A 17092-nucleotide genomic window follows, 5' to 3' on the forward strand; every position below is an offset into this window, starting at 1 on the left:
GTTGAGGGAGATAAGAAAATGCCATTAATTTGCAAATCATAATAATTAAAATATAGATGATATTACTTCTTTTCATTTTATTTGCACTCGTATCAATTTTTTATATTTTTGATCCTAAAAATGAGATAATCAATATCACTATCCTTTGTTTACTGGCTTTAGTTTTAATCTTTGTTGCAGGTTTGAGAGATAAGAATATTGATAATGATTATTATGTATATTTTTATAAATGGAGGGTAAGTGATCTGAAAAGTGATGTTGAATACTCTTTTATAATTATTAAACATTTTATAAAAAATTATCTCAGACTGAATTTTACGTATCTCTTATTGACTTATGCTATATTGGGTGTTTCTGCAAAATTTTACGGTATTAAAAAGTTAAGTCCCTTTTTATACGGTTCCATTTTAATTTATTTAAGCCACTATTATATTCTTCATGAAATAACTCAAATCAGGATTGGCGTTGCGACAGGGTTTCTTTTAATCGGTTGTTTTTACATGTATAATAAAAATTATTTTATGTTTTTATTTTTCATGCTATTTGCAATCTTTTTTCATCAATCGAGTTCTATGGCTCTTTTTCTTATTTTAGTAGGGAATACTAAGAGAAACTTAAAGCCTTATCTCTTTTTAGTCCCTGTAGGCTATCTATTATATTTCTCTAATACCTATTTTAATGTTTCAATTCCGATTCCTTATTTTCAGGATAAAATTGATACTTATAAAGAGGCTACTGAAGCAGGCTTCATAAAAGATTCCGAGGTTAATGTATTTAATATTTTATTCTTATTGAGGATTGCTGTCCTTTATTTGCTTATTTATTTTCAAGAAAGGGTTGGTAGTCATTTACCATCATTCTATTTCTTTATAAAGATGTATGCCATTTCTTTATTTACTTTCCTTTTTTTCTCTGATATTCCTGTATTTGCTTTCAGGATTCAGGAGCTTTTCGGTGTTGCAGAAATTATTCTCTTTCCTTCAATTATATTTATTTTTGCAGAACGATTCAGATGGATAGGCAAACTCATTATCTGGTGTCTTGCTTTAGTGTTATTGCTTATAGATATTTACTATGTAAAACTGATTGCAAAATGAAAAAGATTGCTATACTGTTATCGACATATAATGGAGAAAAATTTTTGGAGCAACAGATTGAATCTTTATTAGTCCAGTCTTTTCAGAATTGGGATTTATTTATTCGTGATGATGGGTCTACAGATAGTACACTGTCAATTATTGAAAGATTTTGTACAAAATATAATAATATACATTTATTTGAATGTTCGGAAAATATAGGTGCCTGTGAATCATTTCTTTGGTTACTTAAAAATACGGATGCGGAATATTACATGTTTTGTGATCAGGATGATATTTGGCAGCCTGATAAAATCTCTTTATCATTAAATTTAATGAAAGAAACAGAATTGAAGCATACGGTTGGTTTGCCAATTTTAATTCATACTGATTTAAAAGTTGTGGACACCAACCTGAAAGAAATCAGTAGATCCTTTTGGAGTTATGCGAAATTGAAACAGCGTTATTTATCAGATTTTAATTACTTAGGAGTATGCAATGGTGTTACAGGATGTACTACATTGATCAATCAGAATGTCAAAGATATAGTTTTCCCGATAAACACCAAACCACCAATGCATGATTATTTTATAGCATTGAAAGTTGCTAAATATGGAAAAATAGTATTCTTAGATACTCCTACGATACTGTATCGTCAGCATCAAAAAAATGAGGTAGGAGCTACTAATATAAATGTCGGTTACTTTTTTTTAAGATTAAAAAAAATTAAAGAAACTATCCGAGATCAGATGGAAATGCATGCATTTTTAAAAGAATTCAATTATGGCTCCATGTTCAAATTTTACTATTTTAAACTAAGATATACCATAATTAGAAATATATGATTTCAGTATGCATGGCTACCTATAATGGTGAAAAATATATAAAGGAACAGTTGGATTCTATCTTGAAACAACTGAGCCAAAATGATGAGATCATTATTTCAGATGATGGGTCTAATGACGAAACACTTTCAATTATTGACCGCTATAACGATAGCCGCATAAAAGTTTATCATCATACTCCTAAAAAACAAAAATTCAAGTTTGGCTATGTTTCAAAAAATTTTGAAAATGCTCTGATAAGAGCTAAAGGAGATTTTATTTTTTTATCAGATCAGGATGATGTTTGGCTGGATGATAAAGTAACGCGGCAGGTTGGCGCCCTACAACATGCAGATCTCGTATTATCAGATTGCCATATTGTTGACGAATCTTTAAATTCGATTTTCCCTTCAAAGTTTAAATTGGAAAATGTTAATGTTGGTTTCTGGAAAAATCTCTATAAATCGGGATATTTAGGATGTTGCATGGCATTCAAACGAGAACTTTTAGAATACATTTTGCCAATTCCTGATGATGTTCCTCATGACTTGTGGATCGGTCTTGTTGTAAAGCATAAGAAGAACAAATTTAATTTATTAAACAGCCCCGAAATATATTACCGCAGACATAAGCATAATGTTTCGGCTACCAGTGCTCTTCTTTCAGAAAAAGAAGGTAATCTTCCAGTAAACAATAATACCATGCTATTTAAGCTATCTTACAGATGGTACACATTAAAAGCATTTTGGAATAAATTTTACAGATGGCCTATTATAATTAATATAAGAAGGGATTTTAATCATTGATTTCACGATTAGATACATTTTATAATTTGCATAATGAAAATTTTACATGTCATTACATTAGCTGATTTAGGAGGAGCACAAAGTGTTCTGATAAATATTTGCAACCGTGCAGTAAAAGATGGTCATCAAACATATGTAATTTCAGAATCCGAAGGTCCTATGTGGAAACAATTGGATGATAAAATAATTAAAATTAAAATTAATCAACTTCAGAGAGAAGTAAATCCTTTAAAAGATTTTTCAACTCTGTTGCAACTTAGAAAGATATATAAGGAGATAAAACCAGATGTTATTCATCTCCATTCATCAAAAATAGGACTCTTAGGTAGACTTGCTTTTCCTGCAAAAAGAATCATCTATACAGTCCACGGTTTTGACTCCGTAAGAACAGCCAACAGGAAATTTCTTATTTTCGAAAAACTTTTGAAAAACAAAGCAAGATATATTGTTGCAGTAAGCAATTACGATAAAGCAGCTTTGGTATCTGAAGGTATTACAGAAAATGTCGAGATGATTTATAATGGAATAAAAGATACTTATACAACTAACGAAGGTGAAGTGAGTTTATACGCTTCAGAGTATTTGGAGAATCTGCATAAAAATCATATTGTAATCATGACCATTGCTAGGCTTAGCCCGCCTAAAGATTACCAGCTTTTTTGCAATGTAGCAGATCATTTCAAAAATGATGAACGCTTCAAATTTGTGTGGATAGGAAATAAAGAAGGAAATGGAAGCAATACCACTAATATTACCATGCTTGGAGAGCTTGTGGATGCTTATATATATCTAAAATATGCAGATCTTTTTTTATTGCCAAGCAAATATGAAGGATTGCCTATTTCAATAATTGAGGCTATGTGTTTTGGTGTTCCCGTAATCGCTTCGAATGTTGGTGGTATATCAGAAATTCTTAATAATGAAAATGGTTTTGCAGTGGAAAATAATGTTTTAGATTTTAAAAATGCCATAGAAAAGATAGTTAATGACCGCAAATTTTTTAAATCATTTTGTAATGAAGCGAGATTGATCTATAAAAAAAAATTTACGATTGACAAAATGTATCTACAGTACATGGATTTATATAAAAATGTTATAATTAAATGATAATTAAACAGTGAAAGCTAAAAAAGTTTCGTAAAATTGTCTCAATTTTAATTGAAGAAAATAGAAACTGTAATTTGTTATAAAAAAATATTAAATTTACCGGTTAATAATTATTCGCAAAGGCATATTTCTTTAATAATAGAAAGATATTTTGTTAATGTTGAAATTTACAGAAATTAATATTTGTTTATAGAAGTTTTTTATGCAGCTAAAATAACTACTTGTAATAAGCACAAACTGAAATATAGTGGAGAAAAGTTTAACAAAGGCTTTTGTAATAATAAGAGAAAATAAGCAAGTTTTTAAGATGAAGGGAACTTTAAAAGTCTGTCTCTTTATTAATGTTAGTGATATTTCACTTAAGCTTTTTAATGATCATAAATTCAAAAAAAAATACAAAGCCATAGTTTACGAATCTACACAGTCAAAAATTAGTATCACTGAATACCTTGAAAAATTTAATATACGTAGAATCATTTTAGAAACTTCTAACATAACTCATCTGCATAAGGATATTGCCAATGAAATTGTTGCAGCTAGAAATAATGGTATTACCGTATACGATGCCCATGAATTTTATGAGCATATTAATAAAAGAATACCCTTGGTTAGATTGCAAAATGAGTACCTTGTAGATGATATTTTTTCAATAGGACAAAAGCAGGAGAAACTTAATTTTAAAAGGTCGATCGATATCCTTGTAAGTCTAATATTGATACCGTTTGTCATTCCACTTATTCTTTTAGGCTTCCTCTTAGTTAAATTTACATCGAAGGGAAGCGTTCTGTTTTCTCAAGAGCGCATAGGAAAAAACTCAAAACCCTTTACGATTTACAAAATCAGAACGATGGTTTCAAAGCATAGCGGTGATTTTACTGCAAAAAATGATCAAAGAGTGAATGGTGTGGGGCGATTTCTCCGACTTACAAAAATAGATGAGTTACCGCAACTATGGAATATTCTTAAAGGCGAAATGAGCCTTATAGGTCCCCGGCCTGAACGCCCTCATTTTGTGAAAATTTCCAATGAGGAAAATGCGATGTTTGATTTAAGACACCTTGTCAAGCCTGGTGTTACTGGATGGGCACAGGTAAACCTACCCAAAGCTACACCTGAAAATAATTTGGAAAAGCTTGAATATGATTTATATTATATCAAAAATTATTCTGTACTATTTGATATAATTATCGTATTCAATACATTGAAAGTTATTTTTACTTTAAATAGTAATTAAAACGGTGGCGAAAATTTTAAGTATATTATCGTTAAGTTTTTTATCATTTTTTGCCGCAGGGCAGAAAATTCCGATTCTTGGATTTGTAGGAATTCCAGAAAGTAATGCTACTGTAAGCAACTATAAAAAAATGAAGGAGGCAGGTTTCTCTATAAGTCTAATGACATTTTCAGATCATCAAAATGCTTTAAAAGCGCTTGATGCTGCTAGCCAATCTAATATTAAATTAATCCTTTCCTACCCCGAACTATATTCTGAACCTCAAGAGTCGATTTCTAAAATCAAAAACCATGCGGCTTTAGGAGGTTATTATCTGGGAGATGAGCCTAGACCTAGGGATTTTAAAGATTTCAAAAAATTTGCAGAAACAATAAAGGTTTATGATCCTGCACCGGTTTTCTATGCAAATCTTTTTCCAAACTATACAACTCCACAACAAATAGATGGATTATCATATATTGATTATATTAGAAGGGCGATTAATGAAATACCTTTTTCTTTTATATCATTTGATAATTATCCATTGGTAAATAATAAAGTGAGACCTGGTTTTTACGAAAATCTTGAATTGGTAAGAAGAGAATCTGGCAACAGTAATAAACCATTTTGGGCTTTTGCGTGTACAGCTATCCACTTTGATTATTTGAAGCCTACTCTTGCAGGTCTGAAATTACAGCAGTTCAGTAACTTGTTATATGGAGCTCAGGGATTACAATATTTTACATACTGGACGATGACTTCAGATCCAAATTGGAAAAAAGATCATTATTCTTATGCAATTGTAGACGATCAAGGCAATCCTACGCCTACTTATACTATTGTAAAAGAATTAAATGAACAAATTCAGAGAGTTGCATGGGTTTTTTTAGGAGCTAAATCGGATGCTGTTTTCCATATAGGTGATGAAATTCCTCAAGGGACAACCAAACTAAAATTTGTTCCTGAACCCTTTCAAGTGTTTTCTACTCGTAGAAAAAATGCAATGATTTCATTTATGACTGCCAGTAAAAATAAATTTATAATTGTACAAAATAAATCTTTAAGTGAAAATCTTATTCTGGATTACAAATTAAAATCCACACTAAAAAAGGTACATAACCTTTCAGGTAAAGAAGAAAATTTATTGAAACAAAAAATGTACAGCGATATAATTTTACCTGGAGATATCCTTATTTTTGTCAAAGATAGAAAATAACTGAATTTTACACATGAAAATTTTACAAACCCCCTTGAAAGACTGTTATATTATAGAACCCACTGTATTCGTAGATGACAGAGGTTATTTCTTCGAAAAATACAATGAGAAAAAATTTGAGGAATTTACAGGAATGAATGGCCATTTTGTGCAGGATAATATTTCAGAATCATCTTATGGAGTGCTGCGTGGAATTCATCTGCAAAAAGGGGAACATGCACAGGCAAAACTGGTTTCATGTCTTGAAGGAAAGGTTTGGGATGTTGCAGTAGATCTAAGGGAAAACTCGCCTACTTTTGGCCAATGGTTTGGTATTGAACTTAGTGCTGAAAATAAGCTTCAGCTCTATATCCCTAGAGGATTTGGTCATGGATTTTCTGTACTCAGTAAAACCGCAGTATTCTCTTACAAATGCGATAATTTTTATCATCGAGAATCTGAAGGAAGTGTGAAATTCAATGATCCGGATCTTGGGATAGATTGGAAAATTGCTGAGAACGATGCCATTCTTTCTGATAAAGATCAAAATGCTCCGAGCTTTAAGGACAGAAACTTCTAATGAATTAAATTAAGCCAATCCAAACTCAATTTATTTTTAATTCAAACTCTCCAATAATTCGTATCTTTGCACACTCAAAATCAAAAAGATGCGCACAAAATCTGTAGGTAAAAAGAAAATCAATGTGGTAACGCTGGGCTGCTCCAAGAATGTTTATGATTCTGAAGTGCTGATGAGCCAGCTGAAAGCCAACGGTAAAGAAGTGGTTCATGAAGACAGGGGAGATATCGTGGTGATCAATACCTGCGGATTTATCGACAATGCCAAAGAAGAATCCATCAACACCATCCTGGATTATGTGGAAGCAAAGAACAGGGGGGAAGTGGAGAAGGTTTTTGTGACCGGATGCCTTTCCGAAAGGTATAAGCCGGATTTGGTAAAGGAGATTCCGGATGTGGACCAGTACTTTGGTACCCGCGATCTGCCGATTCTTCTGAAGCATCTCGGAGCAGATTATAAGCATGAACTGGTTGGGGAGAGGCTAACGACAACGCCTAAGCATTATGCATATCTGAAGATCTCCGAAGGTTGTGACAGACCATGTTCTTTCTGTGCTATTCCGCTGATGAGGGGAGGCCATATTTCCACTCCGATAGAAAAACTCGTTATTGAAGCACAAAAGCTGGCCAAATCCGGTACCAAGGAACTCATTCTTATTGCTCAGGATCTTACCTATTACGGGCTTGATCTGTACAAGAAAAGAGCATTGGGTGATCTTCTTAAAGAACTCGTTAAGATTGACGGTATCGAATGGATCAGGCTGCATTATGCATTTCCTAGCGGGTTTCCTGAAGATGTACTGGATATCATTCGTGAAGAACCTAAAATATGCAACTATATTGATATTCCGCTTCAGCACATCAACTCCGAATTGTTGAAATCAATGAAGAGAGGCACAACGCATGAAAAGACCGACGCGCTTCTTGCCAAGTTCAGGGAAAAAGTTCAGGATATGGCCATCCGGACCACACTAATTGTAGGATATCCTGGAGAAACGGAGGAGAGATTTCAGGAACTTAAAGACTGGGTAAGAGAACAGAAATTTGACAGGCTGGGATGTTTCACCTATTCCCATGAAGAAAATACCACAGCCCATGTCCTTGAAGACAATATTCCGCAGGAAGTCAAAGAAGCCAGGGTAGAGGAAATCATGGAGTTGCAATCGCAGATTTCATGGGAGAAAAATCAGGAAAAAATCGGCCACGTATATAAATGTGTTTTCGACAGAAAGGAAGGCAATTATTTTATCGGCAGGACGGAATATGATTCCCCTGATGTAGATAATACAGTCCTGGTACCGGCTGAAAATACCTACATTTCCATCGGTGAATTTGCCCATGTAAAAATTACCTCTGCTGAAGAATTTGATCTTTACGGAGAGCTTGTATAAATTAAAACAGTCAACATATAAAAGCTAATAAGCAAGTCTTATTGGCTTTTTTTATTTCTATATATTGATTATAAGTTATTTGCGGTACTGTTCATAAATAATATTTCTTAAAAAGTTAATTTTGTTAACTTTCAAAATATTATTTTAACGTTTTTTAACAGTGTGTAATAAGTTATTGATAAAGAGCTATTTGGATTTTAATTTGACTTTTAATTAAGGTTTCATTAACTAATGTTAACTTTTAAAATAGGTAGGTTAGAAGTTTCCATATAGATTTGCCTTCGTCAAAACCCTATAAAAGTTTAAAATGATTAAAAGATTCATTCTCGTAATCATAATGATGATTTCAACCTTTAGCACATACTCTTTTAGCAAATATGCTGCTGACGCCAAAAAAACAAGTTACGCATCTTATTATAACGACAAATTCAACGGTAGAAAAACAGCCAGCGGAGAAATTTTTGATAATTCAAAATTTACCGCAGCCAACAGATCACTTCCTTTTGGTACCCATATCAAGGTAACCAACCTTAATACCGGTAAAGAGGTTATTGTTAAGATTAATGACCGTGGACCCTACTCTTCTTCCAGGTCTTTAGATATGTCAAAAGCTGCCTTTAAGGAAATCGGAGATACAGGCAGAGGAACCATTCCTGTTGAGTATGAAATTGTTGATTAAATTAAAATAAAAATCCGTTTGACCTTAAGGTCAGACGGATTTGTTTTATAGGTCGATTTCTACCAGAGCAGGGCAGTGATCAGAATGTACGGCTTCTTTAAGAATCACAGCCCTCGAAAGCTGGTCTTTTAAAGTATAGGAGGTAAAATTATAGTCGAGGCGCCAGCCTTTATTTTTTCCTCGCGCGTTCTGTCTGTAACTCCACCATGTGTAATGATCAGGCTGGTCATTGAAAAACCTGAAACTGTCGATCAGTTCGCATTCTTCAATAAAACTGGTCATCCATTCTCTTTCCATCGGCAGGAATCCTGATACGTTTTTCAGCCGAACTGGGTCATGGATGTCGATCGCCTGGTGACAAATATTAAAATCACCGGAGATAATGAGGTTCGTAATACTTTTTTTAAGCTCTTTGATGTAGTCCAGAAAATCATGGCAGAACTGCATTTTGAAATCCAGGCGCTCTATATTGGAGGCAGAGGGTACATACACTGAGATGGCAGAATATCCGTCAAAGTCAGCCCTGATGATCCTTCCCTCACTGTCGTAGCTTTCAATACCGCATCCATATTCTACATGATTAGGTTTTGTCTTTGAAGCGATGCCTACACCGCTATAACCTTTTCTCACGGCAGAATGCCAGTAACTGTGATAGCCGAGTTTTTCAAAGCTTTCAATGTCAATCTGGTCGTTTCCTGCCTTACTTTCCTGGATGCAGATAATATCGGGATCAGCTGTTTTCAGCCATCCTAGAAAATCTTTGGTGAAGGCCGCCCGGATACCGTTTACGTTATAAGTAATTAGTCTCATGATTCTTTGATAAAAAGCTTAAAATTTTCATTGTATTTAGAAGGGATAAATTCGGCAATCTCATAGTTGGCAACCTGATGACGGTAAAATGGGTCTTCCTTGATTATTTCCTCAAGTTCACTTTTTGATGCTGCATTGGCTATGATAATGCCCCCCGTCCGGGGATTCTTCCTGCCGGAAGCTATAAAGCTGCCAGATTCATAATGTTTATCAAGAAAAGCATTGTGTTCGGGAATAAGGCGGTCAATATCTTCAAAAGGGCCGGAATAGGTAAGGGAAATAATAAACATAATTTTTTTACGAAGATATAAACTATTGAACAGTATAAAAAATGAGCGGAAAAAATCGTGAGATTTTTTCCGCTCAGAACCCAGACTAAATAAACTATGAAAAAAACTATTTGGGTTCTAATATGCTGAACGGAATAATACATTCCTCCAGGGATATTCCGCCGTGCTGGTATGTTTCTTTATAGTAATTTACAAAGTGGTTGTAATTTTTAGGATATGCTAAGAAAATATTATTCTTGGCAAAAATATACTTTGAGCTCAGGTTACCTTTGGGCAAAAACAGCTTTTCAGGGTTGGTAATGGCCCAGACATCACTGTTATCATAAGTAAGGCTCTTTCCGGTCTTATAACGGATGTTGGTTGAGGTTTCACGGTCACCTACCACCTTGCTTGGCTTTTTCACATATACTGTGCCATGATCTGTTGTGATCACAAGTTTGAATCCGCTTTCCGCGGCTGCTTTGATGATTTTCAGTAGTGAAGAATTTTCAAACCAGTTGTATGTTAACGATCTGAACGTTTTATCATCACGGATTAACTGGTCTACAATGTGGTTATCCGTTTTAGCGTGTGACAGGATATCAATGAAATTGTAAACGATCACCAGAAGATCATTGTTTTTATGCTGGTTGAAATCATCATAAATCTTCCTCTCAAAATCTGCATTCAGTACTTTCAGGTACTTCATCGACTTTGAGTTCAGGCCGATCCTCTTCATCTGGTCTTCAAGAAAATCCCGTTCATACTCATTTTTATTTCCTTCTTCATTATCATTGAACCATTTATCCGGAAAACGTTTTTCAATTTCAGAAGGCATCAGTCCTGCAAAGAAAGAATTTCTCGCATATTGTGTAGCCGTTGGGAGAATACTGTAATAATAGTCTTCAGAGACTTTATTATAATATTTCGTGAACAGAGGCTCGATTACCCTCCATTGGTCGTAACGGAGATTGTCTACCATCAGCAAAAGTACCTTGTCTTTTTCAACCTCAGGTTTTACCTTTTCCTTGAAAAGCGTATGGCTCATTACCGGTTTGTCAGGACCTTGTAGCCAGTCTTCATAGTTCTTCTCAATAAATTTGGCAAACTGAATGTTGGCTTCCTCTTTCTGGCTCTGGAGCAGATCTGCAAACTCATTATCAGTAACCTTATCGAACTTGATTTCCCAGTTCAGGATCTTTTTGTAGTATTCTGCCCACTCCTGATATGTTCTCAGGTAGGATAGCTCCATAGAAAGGTTTCTGAATTCCTGCTGATACTGAAGGATCGTTTTCTGTTCCACAAGATTATCTTCCTGGAGATTTTTCTTCAGCGATAAAAGGATCTGGTTGGGGTTTACAGGTTTCAGGATGTAATCGGCAATCTGAGATCCGATGGCTTCCTCCATGATATGCTCCTCTTCACTTTTGGTCACCATCACGATTTTAAGAGCATTGTCTTTCTCTTTGATCATTGGAATGGCTTCCAGTCCGGAAATTCCGGGCATGTTTTCATCAATGAGCGTCAACGCAAACTTCTCCGAATCCATAAGTTCCAGAGCTTCATTCACGTTATTTACGGGGGTTACATGGTAGCCCTTTTTTTCTAAAAATACGATGTGAGGTTTAAGTAAATCTATTTCATCATCTATCCATAATATCTTTTCCGACATAATTTATTTTTTACATGATTACAGCATCAAAATACTGACCAAATCACGGTTTGTGATGCAAAAGTAAGGAGGATATTAGTTAAATAATAGTTAAATCAAAGAGTGCAGGTGGTTATTTAACTAACTCTAACACTTACAATGGCTTATATTAACAGGCTTTTATCTGGGCTACCCTATGATACAGACTGAATGACAGCAGGATGCTCATGTCCCATGCTGTACGTCTGACATTATGACATTCAGGTGAATTTAATAGGGCTTACCGTTAAATTTTACTAACTTTGTATCCATACGTATCCTTCATGCAGAACAAGCTAAAAATCATCAACGATCCTGTACACGGATTCATAAAAATTCCCCATGAGATTTTATTCGACGTTATTGAGCATCCTTATTTCCAGAGGCTGAGAAGGATATCTCAAACCGGTCTTCTGAACCTGATCTTTCCCGGAGCAACACATACCCGGTTCCATCATGCTTTGGGAGCGATGCACCTGATGTTTACGGCAATTGAAACCCTGAAACTGAAAGGAGTGGAGATTTCTAAAGAAGAAGAAAAAGGAGCATTGCTGGCTATTCTGATGCATGATATAGGACACGGACCATTTTCTCATGCACTGGAAAGCATGCTGATGGATGACTGGCATCATGAAAACCTATCACTACTTCTCATGAACAGGCTTAATGAACAGTTCAACGGTCAGCTCTCTACGGCCATCGAAATGTTTCAGGGGAAATACCACAGGAAATTTTTCAATCAGCTTATCTCATCCCAACTGGATGTAGACAGGCTCGATTATCTCAAAAGGGATAGCTTCTTTACCGGGGTTTCGGAAGGGAATGTTAATACCCAGCGGATCATTTCCATGATGAATGTTTGTGAGGATCGGGAACTGGTAGTCGATGCCAAAGGTATTTACTCCATTGAAAATTTCCTTACGGCAAGGATGTTTATGTACTGGCAGGTATATTATCATAAAACCTCTGCACTGGCAGAGTTTATTCTGGTTAAAATCCTTAAAAGGGCTAAGTATCTAGTTTCACAGGGGATCATCCTTCCTGCGACTGAAAACCTTACGTATTTCCTGTACCGGGAAAAAGGGTCAGCTACAGATGAAGATGTGGAACGTTTTACCCAGCTTGATGATAATGATATTATTCAGGCGATGAAATTATGGCAGAAATCTGAAGATTTTATCCTGTCATACTGGTGCCGTTGCGTAATCCAGAGGGATCTTCCCAAAACCATTATATCTTCCCATCCTTTCGAGAAGGAATTTATTGACGATAAAATAAAACATACCAATGCACTTTTCGGAATTGATAATGGTCATGAATTGGTGCATGAAATTAAACGGAAACTTCTTCCCTACGATACTGAAAAACAGCCGATCTGGTTGCTGCAAAAAAACGGTGAAAAAATAAAACTTCACGAATCCGAAGATCAGCTGCTCTCAGGATTAATGGTGAATAAGACAACGAGATACATTCTCACATTTCCAAGAAATACCAATATCCAGGAGTATTAAAGTATATTAAAATGCACGTTACGGAATCAAAAAACCTTTGCGAATTATAGAATTTCTTATCTTTGCAGAATATGGAATTTACAGCTTCGCAAATTGCAAGTTTTATAGACGGTAAAATAATAGGTGACGAGAATGCACTTATTAAAGGAGTTTCACCTATTGAAAACGGCGAACAGGGACACCTTTCTTTTATAGCACAGGACAGGTTTTCCCATTTTCTAGATAGCACAAAGTGTTCCGTTATCATTGTTTCTGAAAATCTTTTGACAAAAGATACCTATGAGCCCACAGTTATTTCCGTAAAGGATGCTTATCTTTCCTTTCAGGTTCTGATGAATCTGTATCAGGAAATGCAAGGCAGAAAGGACGGGATTGAAGAGGGTTCCTCCATTCATGCAACAGCTCATATAGGCGAAAATGTTTATATTGGTGCTTTCACCTACATTTCCGAGAAAGCGAAAATCGGTGAAGGATCACAGATCTATCCGCAGGTCTACATCGGGAAAGGAGTGAAGATTGGCAAAAACTGCAAAATAGACAGTGGTGCCCGCATCTATGATTACTGCATTATCGGAGACAACTGTATTGTTCATTCCAATACCGTTATCGGAGGTGACGGCTTCGGATTCCAGCCTACTGCTGAGGGCTTTAAAAAAATTCCCCAGCTGGGCAACGTGATCATTGAAGATGATGTGGAAGTCGGGTCCAACTGCAGTATAGACAGAGCGACCATAGGCTCAACCATAATTGGCAAAGGTACTAAGATCGATAACCTGATTCAGATTGCCCATAACGTTAAAATAGGACAGAACAATGTAATTGCCGCGCAGGCAGGAATTGCAGGCTCCACGACAATCGGAGACTGGAATCAGATCGGCGGTCAGGTGGGCATTGTCGGACATATAAAAATCGGTAACCAGGTAAGAATCCAGGCGCAGAGCGGGGTAAATTCAAGTGTAAAAGATAAGGAGAGCCTGTACGGTTCACCGGCAATCAATTATAATGATTACCTGAGAAACTACATCCACTTCAGAAACCTTACCGGAATTGTTAACAGAATAAATAATCTAGAGAATAACTCAAAAGATAAAACTAATGAGTGATATGCAAAAAACGCTTCAGCAAGAGGTAACTCTTTCGGGCATCGGCCTTCATACAGGCAAAGAAGTAAAACTTACCATCAAACCTGCTAAAGAAAACACAGGTTTTGTTTTTGTAAGAACAGATCTGGAAGGTCATCCGCAGGTAGAGGCAGACGTAAACTACGTAGTAGCTACCGAAAGAGGAACAACATTGGAAAAATTGGGCGTTAAAATCACAACCTGTGAGCATCTTCTGGCAGCTCTTGTCGGCTGTGATGTAGATAATGCGATCCTGGAAATGGATGCTTCTGAACCTCCGATCATGGATGGATCTTCCAAATATTTTGTGGAAGCCATTGAAAGTGTTGGAGTCGTTGAACAGGGAATTCCAAGAGAATACCTGGTAATCAAAGAGGTGCAGACATATACCGATCCTGTTACCGGTTCTGAGATTACCATCATTCCTTCAGATACATATGAGGTAACAACTATGGTGGATTTCGGGACCAAAGTCCTGGGAACCCAGAATGCCACCCTTAAAAATATTTCAGAATTCAAAGATGAGATATCCTCAGCAAGAACGTTCAGCTTTTTGCACGAACTTGAAATGTTGCTGGACCATGGACTGATTAAAGGTGGTGATATTTCCAATGCCATTGTATATGTGGATAAAGATCTGACACCTGAAACGACTGAAAAACTTAAGAAGGCATTCGGGAAAGATAATGTTTCTATCAGATCCAACGGTATCCTGGACAACCTTACCTTAAATTATCCTAACGAAGCGGCAAGGCATAAATTGCTGGACGTTATCGGAGACCTGGCTTTAGCCGGAGTTAAAATTAAAGGTAAAGTGATTGCCAATAAACCTGGGCATTACGTAAATACCCAGTTTGCTAAAAAACTGAACCGCCAGTGGAAACTTCAGAAAAAGAAAAACGTTCCGGACTTTGATCTTACTAAAGAACCTGTTTTTGATATTAACGGAATTATGCGCCTTATGCCGCACAGACCACCATTCCTCCTTATTGACAAGGTTCTGGAGCTATCTGACTCTCATGTGGTAGGCCTTAAAAATGTAACGATGAATGAGCCGTTCTTCGTAGGGCATTTCCCGAAAGAACCCGTAATGCCGGGAGTACTTCAGGTAGAGGCTCTGGCACAAACCGGAGGAATCCTCGTCCTGGCGAGCGTGCCGGATCCTGAAAACTATTCTACCTACTTCATTAAAATGGATAAGGTTAAATTCAAGAAAAAAGTAGTTCCGGGAGATACGATCATTTTCAAAATTGAATTGATTGAACCGATCCGAAGAGGTATTGTCCATATGCAAGGCTATGGCTATGTAGGAGATTCCGTAGTAGTGGAAGCAGAATTAATGGCCCAGGTTGCTAAAAATAAAGTTGATTAAATGATTCATCAGTTAGCTGCCGTTGATAAACGTGCAAAAATCAGCAAAAATGTAATTGTAGAACCTTTTACTACAATTGCGGGGGATGTGGAAATAGGTGAAGGTACCTGGATCGGCCCCAATGTGACCATTATGGATGGGGCCAGAATCGGAAAAAACTGCAAGATTTTCCCTGGGACTGTTATTTCGGCTATACCACAGGACCTGAAGTTTGATGGTGAAGATACCCGTGTTATTATCGATGACGATACCACCATCCGGGAATGTGTTACCGTAAACAGGGGAACAAAAGCACTGGGCTATACCAAAATCGGAAAGAACTGCCTGATCATGGCTACTTCCCACATTGCCCACGACTGCATTATCGGAGATCATGTGATTATTGTGAACGGATGCGGAATTGCAGGACACGTGGAAATTGGTGATTATACCGTGATGGGCGGACTGAGTGCAGTACACCAGTTCGGTAAAATTGGCAAGCATGTAATGATTTCCGGAGGTACCCTCGTAAGAAAAGATATTCCTCCTTATATAAAAGTAGCCAGAGAACCAATGTCTTATGCAGGAATTAATTCCGTAGGACTGAGAAGGAGAGGATTCAGCAATGAAAAAATCTTTGAAATCCAGAAAATCTACCGATCCATATTCCAGATGAAGATGAACGTTTCACAGGCAATGGCTTACATTGAAAAAGAAATGCTGCCCACTGCGGAAAGAGATGAGATCCTGCAGTTCATCCAGAATTCACCAAGAGGAATTGTAAAGGGCTACGGAACCAATAAAGAGGTCTGAAAAAGCAGCATACATCCAAAAAAAATAATACAACTTAGATAATAAAAATTAATGGCAACAAGTAACGATATCAGAAAAGGGCTGTGTATTGAGTACAGCAATGATATTTATAAAGTAATCGAGTTTCTTCATGTAAAGCCTGGAAAAGGACCAGCTTTCGTAAGAACAAAATTAAAATCGGTAACCAACGGAAAAGTAATTGATAACACATTCTCTGCCGGCCACAAAATCGATGAGGTTAAAGTGATCACAAGAAAGTACCAGTATCTTTATGATGATGAAAACGGTTTCCATTTCATGAATAACGATGATTTCTCTCAATTATACTTAAACAAGGAAATGATTGAAAACTCCCAGTTCATGAAAGCTGGAGAAGAGGTAACCATCATTTTGAAGGAAGTGGATGAAACGCCGCTTTCTGCAGAACTTCCACAATCCGTATATCTGGATGTTATCGAAGCTGATCCGGGTGTAAAAGGGAACACGGCAACGAATGCTCTTAAGAATGCCATTGTAGAAACTGGTGCGAGAGTGATGGTTCCCCTGTTCATTGAGCCGGGAGACAAAATCAAAGTAAGTACAGAAGACGGTTCTTATTTGGAAAGAGTGAAAGAATAAGATAAAATATCATGTACAATAATTCGGTTTGCCTATGCA

17 protein-coding genes are annotated in these 17092 nt (G+C 36.3%); 14 read left to right on the top strand and 3 right to left on the bottom strand.

The annotated features are described in order from the left end of the window. Positions 1 to 56 precede the first annotated feature (56 nt). The 9 genes from QE404_RS01440 (at position 57) to QE404_RS01480 (ending at position 8870) form a co-directional block, all read left to right on the top strand. A complete protein-coding gene (locus tag QE404_RS01440) occupies positions 57 to 1097 on the top strand; it encodes an EpsG family protein (RefSeq protein WP_294215470.1) in 1041 nt (346 codons plus the stop codon). Further along, positions 1094 to 1921, top strand: a complete 828-nt coding sequence (locus QE404_RS01445; RefSeq protein WP_307445657.1) for a glycosyltransferase family 2 protein — start codon at positions 1094 to 1096, stop codon at positions 1919 to 1921. The genes QE404_RS01440 and QE404_RS01445 overlap by 4 nt, the downstream gene beginning before the upstream one ends. A gap of 11 nt (positions 1922 to 1932) precedes the next feature. Continuing rightward, on the top strand, positions 1933 to 2706 hold the full coding sequence (locus QE404_RS01450) for a glycosyltransferase family 2 protein (protein ID WP_307445659.1): 774 nt from the start codon (positions 1933 to 1935) through the stop codon (positions 2704 to 2706). 33 nt (positions 2707 to 2739) lie between these two features. Next, a complete protein-coding gene (locus QE404_RS01455) occupies positions 2740 to 3813 on the top strand; it encodes a glycosyltransferase (protein ID WP_307445661.1) in 1074 nt (357 codons plus the stop codon). Between the two features lie 247 nt (positions 3814 to 4060). Further along, positions 4061 to 5047: a sugar transferase gene (locus tag QE404_RS01460; RefSeq protein ID WP_307445663.1), complete on the top strand. Its 987-nt coding sequence runs from the start codon at positions 4061 to 4063 to the stop codon at positions 5045 to 5047. A 4-nt stretch (positions 5048 to 5051) separates the two neighbouring features. Beyond that, positions 5052 to 6242, top strand: a complete 1191-nt coding sequence (locus tag QE404_RS01465) for a hypothetical protein (protein WP_307445665.1) — start codon at positions 5052 to 5054, stop codon at positions 6240 to 6242. Between the two features lie 13 nt (positions 6243 to 6255). Continuing rightward, the gene (gene rfbC / locus QE404_RS01470; RefSeq protein ID WP_307445667.1) at positions 6256 to 6801 is read left to right on the top strand and encodes a dTDP-4-dehydrorhamnose 3,5-epimerase; all 546 of its coding nucleotides are present in this window, start codon (positions 6256 to 6258) and stop codon (positions 6799 to 6801) included. 88 nt (positions 6802 to 6889) lie between these two features. Then, the gene (gene rimO, locus QE404_RS01475; RefSeq protein ID WP_307445668.1) at positions 6890 to 8191 is read left to right on the top strand and encodes a 30S ribosomal protein S12 methylthiotransferase RimO; all 1302 of its coding nucleotides are present in this window, start codon (positions 6890 to 6892) and stop codon (positions 8189 to 8191) included. A gap of 307 nt (positions 8192 to 8498) precedes the next feature. Further along, positions 8499 to 8870, top strand: a complete 372-nt coding sequence (locus QE404_RS01480; RefSeq protein ID WP_307445670.1) for a septal ring lytic transglycosylase RlpA family protein — start codon at positions 8499 to 8501, stop codon at positions 8868 to 8870. Positions 8871 to 8915: 45 nt separating this feature from the next. Here QE404_RS01480 and QE404_RS01485 read toward each other — a convergent pair whose 3' ends face one another. From QE404_RS01485 to porX, 3 genes are all read right to left on the bottom strand, one after another. Continuing rightward, the gene (locus QE404_RS01485) at positions 8916 to 9680 is read right to left on the bottom strand and encodes an exodeoxyribonuclease III (protein WP_307445671.1); all 765 of its coding nucleotides are present in this window, start codon (positions 9678 to 9680) and stop codon (positions 8916 to 8918) included. Then, entirely contained in the window at positions 9677 to 9970 is a 294-nt protein-coding gene (locus QE404_RS01490) for a YciI family protein (protein WP_307445674.1), read from the bottom strand. The genes QE404_RS01485 and QE404_RS01490 overlap by 4 nt, the downstream gene beginning before the upstream one ends. A 106-nt stretch (positions 9971 to 10076) precedes the next feature. Further along, on the bottom strand, positions 10077 to 11621 hold the full coding sequence (gene porX, locus QE404_RS01495; RefSeq protein ID WP_307445676.1) for a T9SS response regulator signal transducer PorX: 1545 nt from the start codon (positions 11619 to 11621) through the stop codon (positions 10077 to 10079). A gap of 302 nt (positions 11622 to 11923) precedes the next feature. Between porX and QE404_RS01500 the strand changes: the two genes are divergently transcribed. The 5 genes from QE404_RS01500 (at position 11924) to efp (ending at position 17053) form a co-directional block, all read left to right on the top strand. Beyond that, positions 11924 to 13150 carry an HD domain-containing protein gene (locus tag QE404_RS01500; RefSeq protein WP_307445679.1) on the top strand — a complete coding sequence of 409 codons (1227 nt, stop codon included), beginning with the start codon at positions 11924 to 11926 and terminating at the stop codon, positions 13148 to 13150. 71 nt (positions 13151 to 13221) lie between these two features. After that, a complete protein-coding gene (lpxD, locus tag QE404_RS01505) occupies positions 13222 to 14253 on the top strand; it encodes a UDP-3-O-(3-hydroxymyristoyl)glucosamine N-acyltransferase (protein WP_307453316.1) in 1032 nt (343 codons plus the stop codon). Beyond that, complete coding sequence (locus QE404_RS01510) at positions 14246 to 15643, top strand: bifunctional UDP-3-O-[3-hydroxymyristoyl] N-acetylglucosamine deacetylase/3-hydroxyacyl-ACP dehydratase (protein ID WP_307445681.1); 1398 nt, start codon at positions 14246 to 14248, stop codon at positions 15641 to 15643. The genes lpxD and QE404_RS01510 overlap by 8 nt, the downstream gene beginning before the upstream one ends. Next, positions 15644 to 16435 carry an acyl-ACP--UDP-N-acetylglucosamine O-acyltransferase gene (gene lpxA / locus QE404_RS01515; protein ID WP_100076871.1) on the top strand — a complete coding sequence of 264 codons (792 nt, stop codon included), beginning with the start codon at positions 15644 to 15646 and terminating at the stop codon, positions 16433 to 16435. Between the two features lie 51 nt (positions 16436 to 16486). Continuing rightward, positions 16487 to 17053 (top strand): elongation factor P, encoded by a 567-nt coding sequence (efp, locus tag QE404_RS01520; RefSeq protein ID WP_121460282.1) that lies wholly within the window; start codon positions 16487 to 16489, stop codon positions 17051 to 17053. Positions 17054 to 17092: the final 39 nt, after the last annotated feature.

The organism is Chryseobacterium camelliae (assembly GCF_030818575.1).
GTDB lineage: Bacteria > Bacteroidota > Bacteroidia > Flavobacteriales > Weeksellaceae > Chryseobacterium > Chryseobacterium camelliae_A.

Coding starts and splice junctions, on each gene's coding strand:
- QE404_RS01455 (WP_307445661.1), top strand. CDS start 2,740: ATGAAAATTTTACATGTCATTACATTAGCTGATTTAGGAGGAGCACAA.
- lpxA (WP_100076871.1), top strand. CDS start 15,644: ATGATTCATCAGTTAGCTGCCGTTGATAAACGTGCAAAAATCAGCAAA.
- QE404_RS01500 (WP_307445679.1), top strand. CDS start 11,924: ATGCAGAACAAGCTAAAAATCATCAACGATCCTGTACACGGATTCATA.
- QE404_RS01440 (WP_294215470.1), top strand. CDS start 57: ATGATATTACTTCTTTTCATTTTATTTGCACTCGTATCAATTTTTTAT.
- QE404_RS01450 (WP_307445659.1), top strand. CDS start 1,933: ATGGCTACCTATAATGGTGAAAAATATATAAAGGAACAGTTGGATTCT.
- QE404_RS01510 (WP_307445681.1), top strand. CDS start 14,246: ATGAGTGATATGCAAAAAACGCTTCAGCAAGAGGTAACTCTTTCGGGC.
- QE404_RS01490 (WP_307445674.1), bottom strand. CDS start 9,970: ATGTTTATTATTTCCCTTACCTATTCCGGCCCTTTTGAAGATATTGAC.
- QE404_RS01485 (WP_307445671.1), bottom strand. CDS start 9,680: ATGAGACTAATTACTTATAACGTAAACGGTATCCGGGCGGCCTTCACC.
- porX (WP_307445676.1), bottom strand. CDS start 11,621: ATGTCGGAAAAGATATTATGGATAGATGATGAAATAGATTTACTTAAA.
- rfbC (WP_307445667.1), top strand. CDS start 6,256: ATGAAAATTTTACAAACCCCCTTGAAAGACTGTTATATTATAGAACCC.
- lpxD (WP_307453316.1), top strand. CDS start 13,222: ATGGAATTTACAGCTTCGCAAATTGCAAGTTTTATAGACGGTAAAATA.
- efp (WP_121460282.1), top strand. CDS start 16,487: ATGGCAACAAGTAACGATATCAGAAAAGGGCTGTGTATTGAGTACAGC.
- rimO (WP_307445668.1), top strand. CDS start 6,890: ATGCGCACAAAATCTGTAGGTAAAAAGAAAATCAATGTGGTAACGCTG.
- QE404_RS01480 (WP_307445670.1), top strand. CDS start 8,499: ATGATTAAAAGATTCATTCTCGTAATCATAATGATGATTTCAACCTTT.
- QE404_RS01445 (WP_307445657.1), top strand. CDS start 1,094: ATGAAAAAGATTGCTATACTGTTATCGACATATAATGGAGAAAAATTT.